General features: G+C 53.6%; 13 protein-coding genes and 1 pseudogene. 7 read left to right on the top strand and 7 right to left on the bottom strand.

Annotated elements, in window-relative coordinates:
• Positions 1-322 precede the first annotated feature (322 nt).
• Positions 323-1,216 carry a tRNA 2-thiocytidine(32) synthetase TtcA gene (gene ttcA, locus ABD035_RS16905; protein WP_212712920.1) on the top strand — a complete coding sequence of 298 codons (894 nt, stop codon included), beginning with the start codon at positions 323-325 and terminating at the stop codon, positions 1,214-1,216.
• 108 nt (positions 1,217-1,324) lie between these two features.
• Here ttcA and ABD035_RS16900 read toward each other — a convergent pair whose 3' ends face one another.
• Together ABD035_RS16900 and ABD035_RS16895 are read right to left on the bottom strand one after the other, a co-directional pair.
• Positions 1,325-1,546 (bottom strand): hypothetical protein, encoded by a 222-nt coding sequence (locus ABD035_RS16900; RefSeq protein ID WP_212712919.1) that lies wholly within the window; start codon positions 1,544-1,546, stop codon positions 1,325-1,327.
• 1,039 nt (positions 1,547-2,585) lie between these two features.
• Positions 2,586-3,146: a flavodoxin family protein gene (locus ABD035_RS16895; RefSeq protein ID WP_343871294.1), complete on the bottom strand. Its 561-nt coding sequence runs from the start codon at positions 3,144-3,146 to the stop codon at positions 2,586-2,588.
• A 495-nt stretch (positions 3,147-3,641) separates the two neighbouring features.
• Between ABD035_RS16895 and ABD035_RS16890 the strand changes: the two genes are divergently transcribed.
• The gene (locus ABD035_RS16890; RefSeq protein ID WP_212712917.1) at positions 3,642-3,914 is read left to right on the top strand and encodes a putative hemolysin; all 273 of its coding nucleotides are present in this window, start codon (positions 3,642-3,644) and stop codon (positions 3,912-3,914) included.
• Positions 3,915-3,969: 55 nt separating this feature from the next.
• Here ABD035_RS16890 and ABD035_RS16885 read toward each other — a convergent pair whose 3' ends face one another.
• Positions 3,970-4,968 (bottom strand): 2-hydroxyacid dehydrogenase, encoded by a 999-nt coding sequence (locus ABD035_RS16885; RefSeq protein WP_343871293.1) that lies wholly within the window; start codon positions 4,966-4,968, stop codon positions 3,970-3,972.
• Between the two features lie 182 nt (positions 4,969-5,150).
• On the opposite strand from ABD035_RS16885, the gene ABD035_RS16880 reads away from it, so the two are divergent.
• Both ABD035_RS16880 and ABD035_RS16875 read left to right on the top strand, forming a co-directional pair.
• Entirely contained in the window at positions 5,151-7,772 is a 2,622-nt protein-coding gene (locus ABD035_RS16880) for a YdbH family protein (protein WP_343871292.1), read from the top strand.
• Positions 7,759-7,941 carry a YnbE family lipoprotein gene (locus ABD035_RS16875; protein WP_343871291.1) on the top strand — a complete coding sequence of 61 codons (183 nt, stop codon included), beginning with the start codon at positions 7,759-7,761 and terminating at the stop codon, positions 7,939-7,941. The genes ABD035_RS16880 and ABD035_RS16875 overlap by 14 nt, the downstream gene beginning before the upstream one ends.
• A 568-nt stretch (positions 7,942-8,509) precedes the next feature.
• On the opposite strand, the gene azoR is transcribed toward ABD035_RS16875, so the two are convergent.
• Positions 8,510-9,109, bottom strand: a complete 600-nt coding sequence (azoR, locus tag ABD035_RS16870; protein ID WP_343871289.1) for an FMN-dependent NADH-azoreductase — start codon at positions 9,107-9,109, stop codon at positions 8,510-8,512.
• A gap of 265 nt (positions 9,110-9,374) precedes the next feature.
• On the opposite strand from azoR, the gene hrpA reads away from it, so the two are divergent.
• From hrpA to ABD035_RS16855, 3 genes and pseudogenes are all read left to right on the top strand, one after another.
• The gene (gene hrpA / locus ABD035_RS16865; RefSeq protein WP_343871288.1) at positions 9,375-13,277 is read left to right on the top strand and encodes an ATP-dependent RNA helicase HrpA; all 3,903 of its coding nucleotides are present in this window, start codon (positions 9,375-9,377) and stop codon (positions 13,275-13,277) included.
• 242 nt (positions 13,278-13,519) lie between these two features.
• Positions 13,520-14,223 (top strand): annotated as a pseudogene (locus tag ABD035_RS16860) (hypothetical protein).
• Between the two features lie 61 nt (positions 14,224-14,284).
• Positions 14,285-14,722: a hypothetical protein gene (locus ABD035_RS16855; RefSeq protein WP_343871287.1), complete on the top strand. Its 438-nt coding sequence runs from the start codon at positions 14,285-14,287 to the stop codon at positions 14,720-14,722.
• 380 nt (positions 14,723-15,102) lie between these two features.
• On the opposite strand, the gene ABD035_RS16850 is transcribed toward ABD035_RS16855, so the two are convergent.
• The 3 genes from ABD035_RS16850 to asr all read right to left on the bottom strand — a co-directional run bounded on the left by ABD035_RS16850 (position 15,103) and on the right by asr (position 16,587).
• Entirely contained in the window at positions 15,103-15,912 is an 810-nt protein-coding gene (locus ABD035_RS16850) for a trypsin-like serine peptidase (protein WP_212712910.1), read from the bottom strand.
• Between the two features lie 109 nt (positions 15,913-16,021).
• Positions 16,022-16,102: a small membrane protein YdgU gene (gene ydgU / locus ABD035_RS17705; RefSeq protein WP_465315989.1), complete on the bottom strand. Its 81-nt coding sequence runs from the start codon at positions 16,100-16,102 to the stop codon at positions 16,022-16,024.
• A gap of 98 nt (positions 16,103-16,200) precedes the next feature.
• Complete coding sequence (gene asr, locus ABD035_RS16845; RefSeq protein ID WP_212712909.1) at positions 16,201-16,587, bottom strand: acid resistance repetitive basic protein Asr; 387 nt, start codon at positions 16,585-16,587, stop codon at positions 16,201-16,203.
• Positions 16,588-16,661 lie beyond the last annotated feature (74 nt).

Here is a 16,661-nt window from a genome sequence, read left to right as displayed (position 1 = left end):
TCGCAGATACTCTCTCCCGCAGGTGAATGCAACGTCAAGCGATGGGCGTTGTGCTCCACATTGTCTTACTTTTGAATTACTGCATAGCACATTTAATTCTTATGACCCCGGCGTTAGTGACGCCGGTTTTTTTTTGCCGCTTTTCGGCCGTAGTTCTCCGTTTCTGACCGTGTTCCCCCGCTGCTGCATCTTTGCTCTGTTCCGCGATATCTTTTGAAAGGTGATTTCCCCCCTGCGTAAAAGTCCGTATAATCCGCGCCCATGCATGCGGGCTTTTAACCAGGAAATCAACGACCGGACTCCCCGGTGGTGAAAAGAATTTATGAATCAGACCGATACCAGAAAAGACACACTCGAATTCAACAAACTCCAGAAACGTCTGCGGAGAAATGTTGGCAATGCGATCACCGATTACCAGATGATAGAAGACAACGATGTGGTAATGGCCTGCATGAGTGGTGGTAAGGACTCTTTTGCCATGCTGGATATCCTGCTGAGCCTGCAAAAAGTGGCTCCTGTCAGATTTGAAGTGATTGCGGTTAACCTCGACCAGAAACAGCCAGGCTTTCCGGAACATATCCTGCCTGACTATTTCGAGCAGCTGAATATCCCTTACTATATCGTCGATAAAGATACTTATTCGGTGGTAAGAGAGAAAATCCCGGAAGGGAAGACGACCTGCGGTCTGTGTTCGCGTCTGCGTCGCGGTACGCTCTACTCATTTGCCGAAAAAATCGGCGCCACCAAGATTGCGCTTGGCCACCACATGGATGATATTGTGGAGACACTGTTTCTGAATATGTTCCATGGGGCGCGAATGAAGGCCATGCCACCGAAATTGCGCTCAGACGATGGCCGTAATGTGGTGATCCGCCCGCTGACCTATTGTCGTGAAAAGGATCTTATCCGTTTTGCTGACCACAAAGCCTTCCCGATCATTCCCTGCAACCTCTGTGGTTCTCAGGAAAATCTGCAGCGGCAGGCGATTAAAGGGATGCTGAGCGAGTGGGATAAAAAGGATGCGGGCCGTGTGGAAAGCGTGTTTAAGTCCTTGCAGAACGTCAGCCCGAGTCAGTTAGCGGATCGCGAACTGTTCGATTTCGAAAACCTGCCGTTAGATCGTGAAGGCGAACGTGAAGCCTATGGTTTTACCGAGGCCACCGTATCTTCGACCAATATTGACCATTCACTGTATATTGATGTCACGAATCTCTGAGATCCGTGAGTATCAGACCGCTGCGAGCCGGTATCAGACCCGGCTTATTAATCCGCAGGTCTGATCCTTTGTCCGCCTGAACCAGAGCAGGGCGGACAAATGGCCGTTTCAGAACAGGCTGAGGGCGGTTCCGAGCAGCCAGAGTCCTGTCAGCACGCTGAGAGCTCTGATCCCACGTCTGAAGTAACGCCATTCCTGACGTTCTTTCGCGTCTGCCACTGCGATAGCCGGGCAGGCACTCTCCTTATTTCTGCGGAGCTTCAGATCCGGATAGAACGAAGCCACCGCAGCTATAACAGCAACACCTTTTAGTAAAAAATGACCATCCATTACGACGAATCCTTATTCCTGAAGAAAACACGGCGAGCCACGATCCGCCGCGTCTGGCTGATATCTGCGGCAGTTTTTCTGTCCGGCAGTCGTGGTGGTGACCTGATATTCAGGGACCGTACACGCCGGTAATTTAAACACCCTAAACGTTCGGGCTGTCCGGATAAATATATACACATCGCTGACTGTAAGGTTAACGAAAGAAATGTTTCAGGGTGTTTCTTCCTCCCGCCAGATCCCGGGACAGGGGCCGGGAGGGGCCGGGTTTCAGTCCGACGGACCCCCGGTATCAGCGACGACAGGACTCTTCCCGCAATAGCTTAAATTACCGGTGTGTCGTTTCTAAACCGGCGATAACAAAATTACCCGTGCGTTGGATCAGCTATGTTCGCTTTCATCAGGCATGTTAACGGTTTACTCCCGGTGTAGCGACGACAGGACTCTTCCCGCAATAGCTTAAATTACCGGTGGGTCGTTTCTAAACCGGCGATAACAAAATTACCCGTGCGTTGGATCAGCTATGTTCGCTTTCATCAGGCATGTTAACGGTTTACTCCCGGTGTAGCGACGACAGGACTCTTCCCGCAATAGCTTAAGTTACCGGTGGGTCGTTTCTAAACCGGCGATAACAAAATTACCCGTGCGTTGGATCAGCTATGTTCGCTTTCATCAGGCGTGTTAACGGTTTACTCACGGTGTGAAATGCAGAAAGCGCTACATTCCGCTGGCCGTATTCTCCTGACGACCGATCAGCGAATGGCGTCAGAAACCTCAGTGTGCCGCGCGACGGGATCCTGCGTAGTAACCAGCCCGTCAATTCCGGTCGGTTTAGTCGTCTCAGGGGGGGATATTCGCGGGGAGGCTATGAAGGCCATGTACATCGCGGGGATCAATCGAAGAAGCAGGCGGCCCGGATAACAGCCCCGTGACAAGGCTTATGTCACTCTGTATTACGGGGCTGAAAAGTGCCGGAGCGCTGTGGTGTCAGGCGGTATCCTGCCCGTGGAGAGACTGCCCCGGGGGAACCGCCAGCTTTCCGCTATTTATTCCACCGCAGTGAGGCATGGGCTACCCGCTCACCTAAAATTTTTGCAGTTTCTTTATCTGACTGAGTAATCCCTTCAATACCTTTATCGGCATCTGCCTGCGCCATCGCGCCTAAAAAAGAGCCGAGGCGGTTCAGATCATCTTCAGAACCTTTCGAATTGTTATTGCCGGGCATCAGTCCCAGGCTGACCCAGATCATCTGATGCTGCGCAGCAAAAATACTCAGTTGCTGCAGCGTTGCCAGTTTGTCACCACTGTGGGACGCGGAGCAGGTAAATCCGGCGGCCAGTTTATCGCGCCATTTTCCCCAGTATTTTGAACTGGCATCCATAAAGGCTTTGAACGGGGCAGAGGCGCTACCCATATAGGTAGGGGAGCCGAAGATGATCGCATCGGCTTCGTCTTCAAGATACTGCCAGTACGACCCGACATCGCCAGCCGGAATCAGTCGGGTGGTTACCCCGGCGACAGAGGCCGCCCCGGACTCCACCGATTTGGCGATTTCTTCGGTATGTCCGTAGCCGCTATGATAAATGATCGCAATATTAGTCATAAATACCTCAGAAATTATATTGTTTGCCGGTTAAAGGTTATTGCTGCCCCGATTATCCTAATGCGCCTCTGGTGGATATACAAAAAATTCCCCTGTCATCAGCACATTCCGGTAATTTGCACCCCCTGCAGGGCTGACAATGGCAGGATGCGTTACTGCCTGTGCCCGGCATTCAGTGGATCGCAGTCTGCGGGAGGGCCCGGAACTTACACGATGACGGCGGGGCATTGGGCCGGAGGCTACTGCGGAGTATTGCGGGAGGGAAGGTCATAAAATGCCCTGACGATCAGGCGACAGGAGGGGTGCCGGCCAGCGGAAACCCCCGGTGCTGGAACCTTGCCGTCCCCCCCGTCAGCCTCGTGTTTTTGCGGGGGTGGATAGCGAGGTTGCCACTTAGCCGGGAATTATTTGGTAAAAAAAAGTAACAGATATCGACCCGCCGCCGTCGCTGGCATATTCTGGACAACCCACAGTCATACGCCCGGAGCCTGATTAATGAAAATAGCCGCCCTAATGCTGGTGAGTGCCACCGTTTTACTCTCTGCCTGCAGTAGCCATAACGATGATAATGAACCCCCGCAGCAGGCAACGGCTGCGCACATCCAGCCCGTGGTGATGTCTTCTCTGGCAGAGTCTGACTGCGCCGGTGCAGGCGGTATTCTGGCCTATTCACGGCAGCTTGACGGTAGCCGGATCGGCATGTGTGAGTTAAGCAATGGCAAACGTTGCAGCGAAGTGGCGCTGATCAATGGTAACTGCGCCCGTTAACCACACGGCCCCCTGACCGGCAGGGGACCTTTTTTCTCTGCCACCGCGGACAGGTTTATTGTCCGGCACAGACCCGGTGAGTACAGGTCTGACCGAGAGACAGTTCCTGCAGATTACTCAGGGTGGTTTCGGCAATCGTGGCCAGCGCTTCATTGGTCAGGAAGGCCTGATGCCCGGTAAACAGGACATTATGGCAGGAGGAGAGTCTGCGGAAGATATCGTCCTGGATAACATCATTCGAGTTGTCTTCGAAGAAAAGATCCCGTTCATTTTCATACACGTCCATCCCCAGCGCGCCGATTTTTTGTTGTCTCAGCGCTTCCACGGCGGCCTGTGAATCAATCAGTCCGCCGCGGCTGGTATTGATGATCATCACTCCGTCTTTCATTTTGCTGAACGCTGCCGCATTCAGCAGGTGATGGTTTTGCGGTGTCATCGGGCAATACAGGGAGATGATATCGGACTCCCGTAACAGGGTGGTAAAGTCGGTATATTCTGCGCCCAGCGCCAGGGCCTCATCGGACGGATAAGGATCAAATGCCAGTAAACGCATCCCGAACCCTTTCAGAATACGCAGTGCCGCCAGACCAATCTTCCCTGTTCCGACGACACCGGCGGTTTTCCCCTGCATCGTAAAGCCGGTCAGCCCCTCCAGCGAAAAGTTAGCATCCCGGGTACGCAGCCAGGCGCGGTGAATATGGCGGTTAAGGGCCAGCATCAGCCCGACCGAGTGCTCTGCAACCGCTTCCGGGGAGTACGCCGGGACCCGGACCACCTGAATCCCCCGTTGATCTGCGGCCGCCAGGTCCACATTATCGAACCCGGCACACCGCAGGGCGATAAAACGTACCCCGCCGGCGGCCAGTTCTTCAATGACCTCAGCAGAACAGAGGTCATTGACAAAGAGACAGACGGCGTCAAAACCTTGTGCAGTTTTGGCGGTGTGCAGGTCGAGTTTGAAATCATAGAAAGTGAATGAAAAACCGAAGGCCTGATTGGCTTTTTCTAAAGAGAGCTGATCATAGTGTTTCGTACTATAGACGGCGATATTCATGACGGTTCTCCGGAGTAACTTTGCAGGGAATGCCGGTGTTATTAGCGTTTTGTTATAATCTTACATACTATAGATCGCATACGTGTAACACGCTGATTTTAGTATAGGCCGGAGCATGACGAAAACGGAATCATTACTGAGTTTCCTCGCTGAGGGTACCGGGAGAATACGGTGAATTATCTATGACAGACAAGCGGCGGGTAGCACTGGCGATCATCGTGCCGGGGCTGCTGATCACCGGTCTGGCAGTGTCTGCCATCGATGTCTGGCTGCCACCCCTGGTACAACACTGGTTGCCGGAAGGAACGCGGTTGTCGCTCAGCGGTCACATCCGTCCGCACGCCGGAAGACTCAGTCTGCCCGGCATCGCGTTACAGGCGGGGAACTGTCAGGCGCTCTCGGTAAGCGGTCTTTCTGTGGGGTATCGCGATCACCTGTGGCAATGGCATGCCTCCGATGTACAGCTTGATACCGACTGTCTGGCGACGATCCCTTCCTCATCCTCCACTACGCCGGAGAAAACACTGGCAGAATGGCAGGCACTGCTGCCGGCCGGTCACTGGCAAGCCGATAAGCTTGAAATTCTGCCCCGGGGGCAGTATGCAGGAAGTATGTCACTGACGAACCAGCATCAGCGGCAGTCACTGACCTATAACAGCCGTGATATTCAGCTGAGCGCAGTGCTCGATGGACGGACACTGAACCTTGAGCGGCTGCAATTCACACCGCCGGGTGGCGCGCCACCGCTCACGCTGCAGGGCAGCGTCGGGCTGGCGCCAGAGATCGGGCAATGGCCTGAACAGGGCCGGTTGCACGGACAACTGTCTCTGACCGGTATGCCGCTAACCTTGAATCTGCACTGGCAACAGCAGCAGGGGATGCTGACTGTCCTGACCCCGGAGAGTACGGCACCCTTGTTGCAGTTACCCTGGACCGCCACGCCGCAACAGCTTGAAATTCAGCAAGGGAAATGGCAGTGGCCTTTTGCCTCCCAGCCACTGCAGGGGGGGATTGCGCTGCAGGTTACTCACTGGCGGGAAGGGCCCGAGAAGAGCGTCATTTCCGGACGGCTTAATGCGTTAACCTCCGGACACGGCGGTAAAGGGAACGTGGTACTCAGCGTGGGGCCGGGCAAACTCAGTCTGACCGACAGCGCACTGCCATTACGTCTTACCGGTACGGCGAACAGCCCGGACCTGCAGTTTTTTGCCGGACTGCCGGCGCAGCTCACCGGGCCGCTGACCGGACCGGAAATCCGCTTTCTGAGCGGGTCGTTGCTCAGAATGCGCGGTCAGTTGCTGAATACCTTCCAGGTGGATGAAGCCCGCTGGCCGCTGGCCGGCGTCCGCTTGTCTGTTGCAGGGATCAACGGGCCATTACAGGCCATATTGCAGGTACACAACCGGAACTCCGGACGTTATCGTCTGCAACTGGCCGGTCAGGCGCGGGATTTCTGGCCGGACCAGGGGCAATGGCAGTGGCGTTACTGGGGGAGCGGAGATCTGTTCCCGCTGAAGGCCGCCTGGGATCTGCAGGGTACCGGTGACTGGCAGGGCCAGCAGATCACCCTGAAAACATTGTCGACCGGTTTTAATCAGCTCCGCTACGGCGGAGTGCGGGTCGTCTCTCCGCGTCTGAGACTGACCTCGCCACTGGTCTGGGCCCGGCAGGCCGACGCCCCGAAACTGACAGCGGCATTCGCCTTAACGGCCGGCAACACACTTTTCAGTTATGGCGGCAGGCTGCCGGCACTGCATCTGCCGTTTTCGGTTTCCGGCACCTCTCCCCGGGATTTCCTCTACCAGGCCCGCCTGAGTGCCGGAAAGCTGGGACCGCTGGCCCTGCGTGGCCGCTGGGATGGCGAGCGTTTACGGGGTGAGGCCTGGTGGGCGACTCAGCCACTGTCTGTGGTCGAACCATTACTGCCTCCGGACATGAAAATGAAAATTACCGGTGGGAACATGCGGGCGCAGGTGGCGTTTTCTGCCTCGGCGGCCAGTGGTTTCCGGGCGGGCGGTCACTGGGTGATCACCGACGGCAGCGCCTGGATGCCGGACAATCAGATTCAGGGAGCCGCCTTCTCTTTACCGTTCCGTTATCAGCAACAGCGCTGGCAGTTAGGTTATCGCCAGCCTGTCCGTCTGACCATCGGCCGCATTGTCAATCAAATCGGTCTGTCCGGGGTCACCGCCAGTCTGCAGGGGTTCTATCCCTGGAGCCAGAAAAAACCGTTGCGGTTATCCGATGTCAGTCTGTCAGTCTCGGGCGGCAGACTGAGCCTGGCGGAGTTGCGGCTTCCGCAGCGGCAGGCCGCACTGCTGAAAGCCGATAAAATTAACCTGAGCCGCTTAATTACCGCATTACACCCCGGCAAGATAGCGATGTCGGGGCTGGTCAGTGGTGAGCTGCCGTTATGGGTCAGTGATCCGCACTTTATCATCCGTGACGGTTGGGTCAGTAACGACGGGCCGCTGACCCTGCGGGTGGATAAAGATATGATTGACTCTATTACCAGTAATAATATGGCGGCCGGTGTGGCCATTGACTGGTTACGGTATATGGAGATTGGTCGCGCGCAGGCGACGTTACAGTTGAGCAGTGACGGTGAACTTATGATGAAATCGACCGTTCAGGGCACCAGCCGCTTCAGTAACCATGATCAGCGGGTGAATCTGAATTATACTCACCAGGAAAATATTTTCAGGCTCTGGGAGAGTCTGAATTTCGGCAGTAATCTGGAGTCGCTGTTATCGCAGCAACTGAAATATCCGCGAGCGGAGGGAAACAACAATGAAAAGCGGTAACCTGCTTATCTGCCTGATGTCAGGCCTGATCCTGAGCGGGTGTACACCGCGCATTGAGGTCGCAGCGCCAAAAGAACCGATTACGATCAATATGAATGTCAAAATTGATCATCAGATTACGGTTAAAGCAGATAAAGATATTAATACTCTGTTGAAAAACCCCCAATAGCTGCCCGTCATTCCGGCTCAGGCCGGAAGATCGCTGCGACCCGCTCATAATAACGCCGGCAGAGGTGATCAGCCCCGGGCGCGCAAACGGAACGATGAATCCTTCTTTATCCGTCGGCCTGCTACCTGCCGGTAACGGGCGCCTGACTGCGCAGAGAGCATCCGTCCGGTGGAATGAATTTCAGCGACTGATAAACGCAGATACAGAGATGCGCAGACAAAGGCAGATTTCCTGTGACAGAGCGACCCGTATCCGTCACCGGTTGCCGGGAAGGTGCTATGCGGATGTTGCAAGAGTCAGCGGGGGCGGGAGGGCTGTCAGCCCTGAGGCTTGCTGAATATTTTAGCTGGCAAAGAGCAGATGCAGGAGGTAAGGAAGGCAGATTTCCTGTGGCAGCACACCCCGTATCCGTCACCGCTTGCCGGGAAGGCGCTATGCGGATGTTGTTAGAGTCAGCGGGGGCGGCAGGTCTGTCAGCCCTGAGGCTATTGCAGCGCTGTGCCAGACAACCCACAGAGGCAGGACGCCAGCAAGACGTTGCCGGCCTGCAGAGACCGGCAGCAGAACATCAGGCAGCGATAACCGACTCGATAGCCGCTTTCGCATCGGTCGTGGCTTTGGCGCCCACTTCCGGGCCATAACCATAGCCTTCCGCGAACACAAAATTCACATCCGTGATGCCGATAAAGCCAAGGAATAATTTCAGGTAAGGGGTCAGCAGATCCGCCGGTGTATCTTTATGCACACCACCGCGGCTGGAAATGATCACCGCACGCTTACCGGTCACCAGTCCTTCCGGGCCGTTTTCCGTATAACGGAAGGTCACACCGGCGCGGGCGATGAGGTCGAAATAGGTTTTCAGCTGGGTCGGGATATTAAAGTTATACATCGGCGCGGCAATGACAATCACATCATGGGCCTGTAATTCGGCGATCAGTTCATCAGACAGTGCCAGCGCTTCCTGCTGACGTGGGTTCAGCGGGGTGTCTGACGGGCGCAGGGCGCCGACCAGTTCGCCATCCAGTACCGGCACCGGCTGTGCTGCCAGGTCACGAACAGTGACAGTGTCACCTTTGGCGGTAGCTTGTTCGGCATAAAAGTCGGCTAACTGCCCTGACTGTGAATAGCCGGCCAGAATACTGGATTTCAGAATGAGTACTTTGCTCATGGTTGTTTTTCCTGTCATTTAGGGCGGAATCTTCCGCGACGTGACCTCACTGTACGGGGATAAACCGGCAGATAAAAGTTGATAATTTCGAGGGCTATATTCGAAAAAATTGAATGAGTCAGCGGTTGCGAAAACCTGTCCGGCAATAACAGCGCGTCAGTGAGTATGTTACAATCAGGCGCAATCGCAGACAGACGGACATTTCCTGCCCGCTGATGCAGGGTGCCGGTCAAATTGTCATATAAAATCAAGGTAACACATTATTATGTCATCTCAGGATTTCTCACCGCTTTCATCGCTGTTCAGCAGAACGGAACCGCTTATGCTGCGGGACCGTCAGAAAATCAGGCGTCGTCTGACCGGTGCGGAAAAGGTGAAGAACCCGCAGGCGCGTGCTGAAATAACCAGTAAGATTGAACAGGATATTGCTGAAGCGGAAACGCGCCTGGCCCTGCGGCAGGCATCTGCCCCGAAGACCATCGAATTCCCGGATAACCTGCCGGTCAGCCAGAAGCAACAGGACATCGCTGCGGCGATCAGTCAGCATCAGGTGGTGATCATTGCCGGTGAAACCGGCTCCGGTAAAACCACTCAGATCCCGAAAATCTGTCTGGCGCTCGGCCGGGGTAACCGTGGCCTGATTGGTCATACCCAGCCACGCCGTCTGGCGGCGCGAACGGTCGCTGCCCGTATTGCTGAAGAGATGAAAAGTCCGCTGGGCGATGTGGTCGGTTATAAAGTCAGGTTTAATGACCAGGTCAGTGACAACAGCCGGATCAAACTGATGACCGACGGGATACTGCTGGCAGAGATCCAGCAGGACCGTCTGCTGATGCAATATGACACCCTGATCATCGACGAAGCCCATGAACGCAGCCTGAATATTGACTTCCTGCTCGGCTATCTCCGTGAGTTACTGCCCCGCAGGCCGGACCTGAAAGTGATCATCACCTCGGCGACCATCGATCCGCAGCGCTTCTCACGTCACTTTCATCATGCACCGGTAATTGAAGTTTCCGGGCGTACCTATCCGGTAGAAGTCCGTTACCGGCCGGTCAGTGAAGATAGCAGTGACGGTGATCGCGATCAGTTACAGGCTGTGTTTGACGCGGTCGACGAACTGATGCGCGAACCTGCCGGGGATATCCTGATTTTTATGAGCGGTGAACGGGAAATCCGCGATACAGCCGATGCCCTTAATCGCAGAGAATTACGTCATACGGAAGTGCTGCCGCTGTATGCCCGCTTGTCCAATACCGAACAGAACCGTGTGTTCCAGTCGCACAGCGGGCGCCGTATTGTGCTGGCGACTAACGTTGCAGAAACTTCACTCACGGTGCCCGGCATTAAATACGTGATCGACCCCGGCACGGCCAGGATCAGCCGCTACAGCTACCGCACGAAAGTACAGCGCCTGCCGATTGAACCGATATCTCAGGCCTCTGCCAATCAGCGAAAAGGCCGTTGTGGCAGGGTCTCGGAGGGGATCTGTATCCGGCTCTATTCCGAAGACGATTTTCTGAATCGTCCGGAGTTTACGGACCCGGAAATCCTGCGTACCAATCTGGCATCGGTCATTCTGCAGATGACCGCGCTCGGCCTGGGGGATATTTCGGCGTTTCCTTTTGTGGAAGCCCCGGATAAGCGTCATATCCAGGACGGCGTTCGTTTACTGGAAGAGCTGGGCGGGATCCTGCCGGCTGAGGGCGGAAAGGTGAAACTGACGGATCTGGGCCGGGACCTGGCCCGGTTGCCGGTCGATCCACGGCTTGCCCGCATGGTGCTTGCCGCACAACAGTTTGGCTGTGTTCGTGAAGTGATGATTATCACTGCCGCCTTATCCATCCAGGACCCGCGGGAACGTCCGTCTGACAGGCAGCAGGCATCGGATGAAAAACACCGGCGCTTTGCGGATAAAGAATCCGACTTCCTGGTCTGGGTTAACCTGTGGAATTATCTACAGGAACAGCAGCAACAGCTCTCCGGCAATCAGTTCCGCCGTCAGTGTAAAACCGACTATCTGAATTATCTGCGGGTACGTGAATGGCAGGATATCTATACCCAGTTACGGCAGGTAGTGAAAGAGTTGCGCCTGCCGGTTAACAGTGAACCGGCGCCGTACCGGGAAGTTCACAGTGCACTGTTGTGCGGGTTACTTTCCCATATCGGCCAGAAAGATGTGGAAAAACAGGAATTCACCGGCGCCCGCAATGCGCGGTTCTCCCTGTTCCCGGGCTCCGGTTTATTTAAAAAGCCGCCGAAGTGGGTGATCGTCGCCGAACTGGTGGAAACCAGCCGGCTCTGGGGGCGGGTTGCGGCGAAAATTGATCCGGAATGGATCGAACCGCTGGCAAAACATCTGCTGAAATATCATTACAGTGAACCGCACTGGGAGAAGTCTCAGGGGGCGGTGATGGCAACGGAAAAAGTCACGCTCTACGGACTGCCGGTAATTGCCGGACGTAAAGTCAATTACGGTAAGATAGACCCGCAGGTCTCTCGTGAACTCTTTATCCGGCATGCGCTGGTGGAAGGCGACTGGCAGAGCCGGCATGCGTTTTTACGTAATAACCGCAAGCTGCTGAATGAAGTGGAAGATCTGGAGCATAAATCACGTCGCCGGGACATTCTGGTCGATGATGAGACCCTGTTCGCCTTCTATGATCAGCGTATCGGTCATGATGTTGTTTCGGCACGCCATTTTGATCAGTGGTGGAAGCAGGCCGGCCGCGAGCAGCCGGAGCTGCTCAGCTTTGATAAGCAGATGCTGATCAGGGAAGGAGCAGGCCAGGTCAGTCAGCTGGATTACCCGAATTTCTGGCATCAGGATAACCTGAAACTGCGTCTCAGTTACCAGTTTGAACCCGGGGCAGATGCCGACGGGGTCACGGTGTATGTTCCTTTACCGTTACTGAATCAGGTCAGTGACCGCGGCTTTGAGTGGCAGATCCCGGGCATTCGTCGTGAGCTGGTGATCGCATTAATCAAATCGCTGGCCAAGCCGTTACGCCGTAACTTTGTCCCTGCGCCGAATTATGCGGATGCGTTCCTGCAGCGGGTCACCGACAGCGGACAACCGCTGACAGATGCACTGGAACGCGAGTTCAGACGAATGACCGGGGTCACGGTCAGCCGCGAAGACTGGCAATGGGATGCGGTGCCCGATCATCTGAAAATCACGTTCCGTATTGTGGATGAACACAATAAGAAACTGGCGGAAGGAAAAGATCTGACCGCCCTGAAGGCCTCGCTGAAGGAGAAAGTGCAGGAAACGCTCTCGGACGTGGCTGATGACGGGGTGGAACAGCAGGGACTGCATGTGTGGAGCTTCGGCGACCTGCCGCAAAGCTATCAGCAAAAGCGGGGAACTTATCAGTTACAGGCCTGGCCGGCGCTGGTGGATGAAAAAGACAGTGTGGCGATACGGCTGTTTGACAGCCAGGCTGAACAGCAGAAAAGCATGTGGCGGGGTCAGCGTCGTCTGTTGTGGCTGAATATTCCGTCACCGGTCAAATACCTGCATGAGAAGTTACCGAATAAATCGAAGCTGGGACTCTATTTTAATCCCTATGGGAAAGTGCCGGAACTGATCGATGACTGCATCTCCTGCGGTATCGATAAGCTGATGGCTGAACATGGTGGCCCGGCCTGGACTGAGCAGGACTTTTTCCGTCTGAAAGAGATTATCCGTGCCGGACTGAATGAGACCGTGGTAGCCATCGCGATTCAGGTTGAACAGATACTGACCGCGGTGTTCCGGATCAATAAACGGCTGAAAGGCAAGGTGGATATGAGCCAGGCGCTGGCACTGTCTGATATCAAAGCGCAGATGAGTGGTCTGATCTACCGTGGCTTCGTAACCGGCAATGGCTGGCAGCGGCTGGCGGATACGCTGCGCTATCTGCAGGCCATCGAGCGGCGGCTGGACAAGTTGCCGGTCGACCCGCACAGTGACCGGGCGCGGATGCTGAAGGTTCAGAACATCGGACAGAGCTGGGAGCAATGGCGCGCTAAGCTGCCGCCGAAACACCGTGACGATGAAGATGTGATGGCGATACGCTGGATGCTGGAAGAACTCAGAGTCAGTCTGTTTGCCCAGCAGCTGGGTACCCCGTATCCGGTTTCGGAAAAACGCATACAGCAGGCGATGGAACAGAAAGAACTCTGAAGGCCAGAGGGCAGCGGTAACCTTTACCGCTGCCCTGCGGTATTTACGGGATTTGAGGGCTAATCGTGTAAAAAAACCACGATAATTATATAACATCCTGTTTTATATGTTAAAAACCACCTACATAATGGTTTTAATGATCCAACTTTGCCCGGGGGTTTTGTGTATACTTGCTGCTGAGAGATAAATAGGTGTTATGGTAAATCAGGTCACCGTCATTAATACGGGACGGGATACTCAGGATGAGTAAGCGATCAGAAATTATTGATGGTGCTCAGGCACCTTATGGAAACAGAGGTATTGTTTATACGGAAGTTTTGGGATGGGTGGATTTGGGGCATGCTCAGGGCCCGGATATCCGGGAGCTTTTGAGATTAATAGCTCAAGGTGAATCATCAGGGAAGGAATTTTATGATGTCAGGTATGCACAGGGAATGACTGGTCTAAGGGGCAACTTCGGTCAGGAAAAGTGATGACCTGGCGGATACGGCACGGCAGACCTCACTGGGAACAGAAGAGCATTGCCCTGGCGATGATGATGACGATGGCCCGCAAATTTGAAGCGTTTCAGGGATCGTTTCCCCATAATTTAGTGACGGACAGCGGTTTCAGCGGTGAGGATTTGGTCTCCGATTTGCCGGGCTTTTATCGGGTAGTATCGATTCAGAATCCTTTTCCTCAGCTCCTGCCTGTTAGCAAGGATGAAGCCCTAAAAAGCCGGGACTACTACGGCAAAATCGGTAGCTGGAAGAATGAAACATTTCAGCCGCTACTGTTCCCCGATCCTGAAAAATTCCCGTATTCCCGCCCTCGTAAAGGGATGCTGCCGCCTTTTATGCGAACGGTCGTTCCCTATAACGATTTTCTGTCTGGAAACGTCATTCTGCCTCAGCACGATAAGACTTTTTTGGTCTCAGGCTCTGGTAACAACAGGATGAGGTTATGAGACGAAATATAATTATTCTGCTCAGTGTTGCTGTCATTAGTGTTTTTGCACTGGCCGTCGTATGGCCGCATATACAGATGGGGTTTGCCAGTACAGTGTTGCTGCCATTAGTATTTTTGCACTGGCTGTCGTATGGCCGCATATACAGATGGGGTTTGCCAGTAGCGCCCATTATACCCGGATGGATACCCGGGAGTACGAGTATTACACGCCTGATTTATTGAAAAGAATGCCTCGTATCTCTGACAATTACGAGTTCAGTTATAGCAATATCAGTGGACCACAAGCTTTTGTCTATGGCATTCAGTTCAATGGCACGACCGATACCAGTAAAATTCGTGAATACCTGATAGCCGAAGGATATAAACAGCAAAAACAATGTCAAACAGAAGCTGAATGTTGGCGATCTCCACGGAGTAAAGATGTTGTGTCGTTTTACCGATTGTCTGAATTAGATTTGGTGAGTGTTGAAATTTATCGACGTGAGCATGCTGATTAAATTGATATATCTCCGGGATAGAAAGGATCTTACTGAGATCTTTTTTTGTGCGCGTAATCTTTTGCCCTGTAAACAAAAAAACACCGCTACCAACGGTGGTTCGTTTGCCGGGTTTAAGAGCGACTCACTCTGAAATTTTCTTAACGTGGTTTTTTACACGATTGGACCTCAAACCCCGTTTAAAACTCAGGTTCACGCGTCGATGACGCGCAACAGTTTTAACGCTGCACCCGCCTGAGTTCTTAACCCCTGTTCCCACGACTGAACGAGAGAAGAGCGAACCCCGGTCAGAGGGGGCGAGGGCCAACCGTACAGGTTTCTGTATATCAACCAGTGAGTTCACAAACGTGGTTTTTTACATCATTGACCCTCAAACCCTTTTACTGACTCAATGCCTGAATCTTGTCATAGAATGAAGTGACGGCGATAGCCCGGTTGTCGGCGCGATAACGATCTCTGGCCGCCGGAGCTGAGCTCTGTACCGCGATAATCTGCCAGCCATTATCGGTCTTCAGCAGTAGCGGGGATCCACTGTCGCCCGGCAGTGTATCGCAACGATGGGACAGTACGGCTTTCTGCGACCAGCCGGTGACCTGACAATCCTGATGCGCATAGAGATTGTCCAGATGATCTGCCGGGTATCCTGCCTGCGTTACCTGATTACCGGTGGTCTTTAATGCGGCAATCAGGTCTGAACGGCTTCCGGAAAACAGCGGGATCGGGGTAATGACCGACGGCGGATTACGGATAATGATAATGCCGTAATCGTAAGGCGCGGCAGAGGGTGGCACAATCCAGCCATCACCATCCGCCTTCAGTTTTCCGGCCAGCGAGGGTTCCACACGAGCATCGATATCATGAATTTCATAGCGCCAGCCGCCGGAAAACGCCATAAAACGGATAGCGACCGGCGGGTCGAACTTACCTGGCGGTGTCAGCAGGCAGTGGCCGGCGGTCAGGGCGATGTGCGGTGAAATCAGGGTGGCCGTACATAAATTACCGCTGTCGGTTTCTACCTGGCCAATGGCATCCCACGGGGCAGCAGTGACATCGGTGATCTCTTTACGGTGATCTTTACCAAAAAATAAGGTTTTTATTTCGCTGGCAGTGGGGGTGTCATCATCATCGTCAGCGTGAACCTGCACACTGAAACAAAAAGTACTTAAAATTATTACAGTCAGCAGGCGCATAATTCTCTCAATGGCAGGAGTCTGTAGAGTAAACGTTGGGGTACAGAATGAGTAATATAGTCGGTACAGCAGAAAAAAGGGAGAGATATTGAGTATTTACCGGAAGATACTAGATAAAAAAGCTGGCAGCGATAATGCCGCAAATGATTACGCTGATCAGAATGATTTCGAAGCGATAACGACGTACCATGCGGGTTACTCCGGTAAAAAACACCCGGATAACCGGGTGTTTTAATCACTTTGACGCGTGTTCAGGAGAGTCCTGACGTGTCAGGTACTGATTGTCAATTAGTGAGCAGCTTTCTTAGCTACTTTTTTGTGATGATGCTTTTTAGCAGCCTGTGCTTTCTGAGCAACAGCTTTTTTAGCTACTTTTTTGTGGTGATGTTTTTTAGCAGCCTGAGCTTTCTGTGCAGCAGCTTTCTTAGCTACTTTTTTGTGGTGGTGCTTTTTAGCAGCCTGAGCTTTCTGCTCTGCAGCTTTTTTAGCAGCAGATTTTTTGTGGTGCTTACGATGTTTATGTTTGTGAGCAACATGCTTAGCAGGAGCTTCAGTTTTTGCCGGAGCAGCAGTGGTTGCAGCTGCAGGTGCAGGAGCAGTCGTGGTGTCTGCAGCGAAAGCTACTGAAGACAGACCCATAGCAGCGGCAACTACCAGTGCAAATAATTTTTTCATTGCAAATTCCTCGAATTCATTTTCATTTATTAGCCCACTGCGGGGCCGGTGAAATCACTATATGAGAATAAATC

This window comes from Tatumella terrea, assembly GCF_039523755.1.
GTDB lineage: Bacteria > Pseudomonadota > Gammaproteobacteria > Enterobacterales > Enterobacteriaceae > Tatumella > Tatumella terrea.
Note: the sequence above shows the minus strand (reverse complement) of the source record. Positions and strands in the feature narration are given on the sequence as shown.

Bases quoted from the DNA above. Each gene is read 5' to 3' on its own strand.
- ttcA (WP_212712920.1), top strand. From the start codon at position 323: ATGAATCAGACCGATACCAGAAAAGACACACTCGAATTCAACAAACTC.
- ABD035_RS16900 (WP_212712919.1), bottom strand. From the start codon at position 1,546: ATGGATGGTCATTTTTTACTAAAAGGTGTTGCTGTTATAGCTGCGGTG.
- ABD035_RS16895 (WP_343871294.1), bottom strand. From the start codon at position 3,146: ATGACTAATATTGCGATCATTTATCATAGCGGCTACGGACATACCGAA.
- ABD035_RS16890 (WP_212712917.1), top strand. From the start codon at position 3,642: ATGAAAATAGCCGCCCTAATGCTGGTGAGTGCCACCGTTTTACTCTCT.
- ABD035_RS16885 (WP_343871293.1), bottom strand. From the start codon at position 4,968: ATGAATATCGCCGTCTATAGTACGAAACACTATGATCAGCTCTCTTTA.
- ABD035_RS16880 (WP_343871292.1), top strand. From the start codon at position 5,151: ATGACAGACAAGCGGCGGGTAGCACTGGCGATCATCGTGCCGGGGCTG.
- ABD035_RS16875 (WP_343871291.1), top strand. From the start codon at position 7,759: ATGAAAAGCGGTAACCTGCTTATCTGCCTGATGTCAGGCCTGATCCTG.
- azoR (WP_343871289.1), bottom strand. From the start codon at position 9,109: ATGAGCAAAGTACTCATTCTGAAATCCAGTATTCTGGCCGGCTATTCA.
- hrpA (WP_343871288.1), top strand. From the start codon at position 9,375: ATGTCATCTCAGGATTTCTCACCGCTTTCATCGCTGTTCAGCAGAACG.
- ABD035_RS16855 (WP_343871287.1), top strand. From the start codon at position 14,285: ATGGCCGCATATACAGATGGGGTTTGCCAGTACAGTGTTGCTGCCATT.
- ABD035_RS16850 (WP_212712910.1), bottom strand. From the start codon at position 15,912: ATGCGCCTGCTGACTGTAATAATTTTAAGTACTTTTTGTTTCAGTGTG.
- ydgU (WP_465315989.1), bottom strand. From the start codon at position 16,102: ATGGTACGTCGTTATCGCTTCGAAATCATTCTGATCAGCGTAATCATT.
- asr (WP_212712909.1), bottom strand. From the start codon at position 16,587: ATGAAAAAATTATTTGCACTGGTAGTTGCCGCTGCTATGGGTCTGTCT.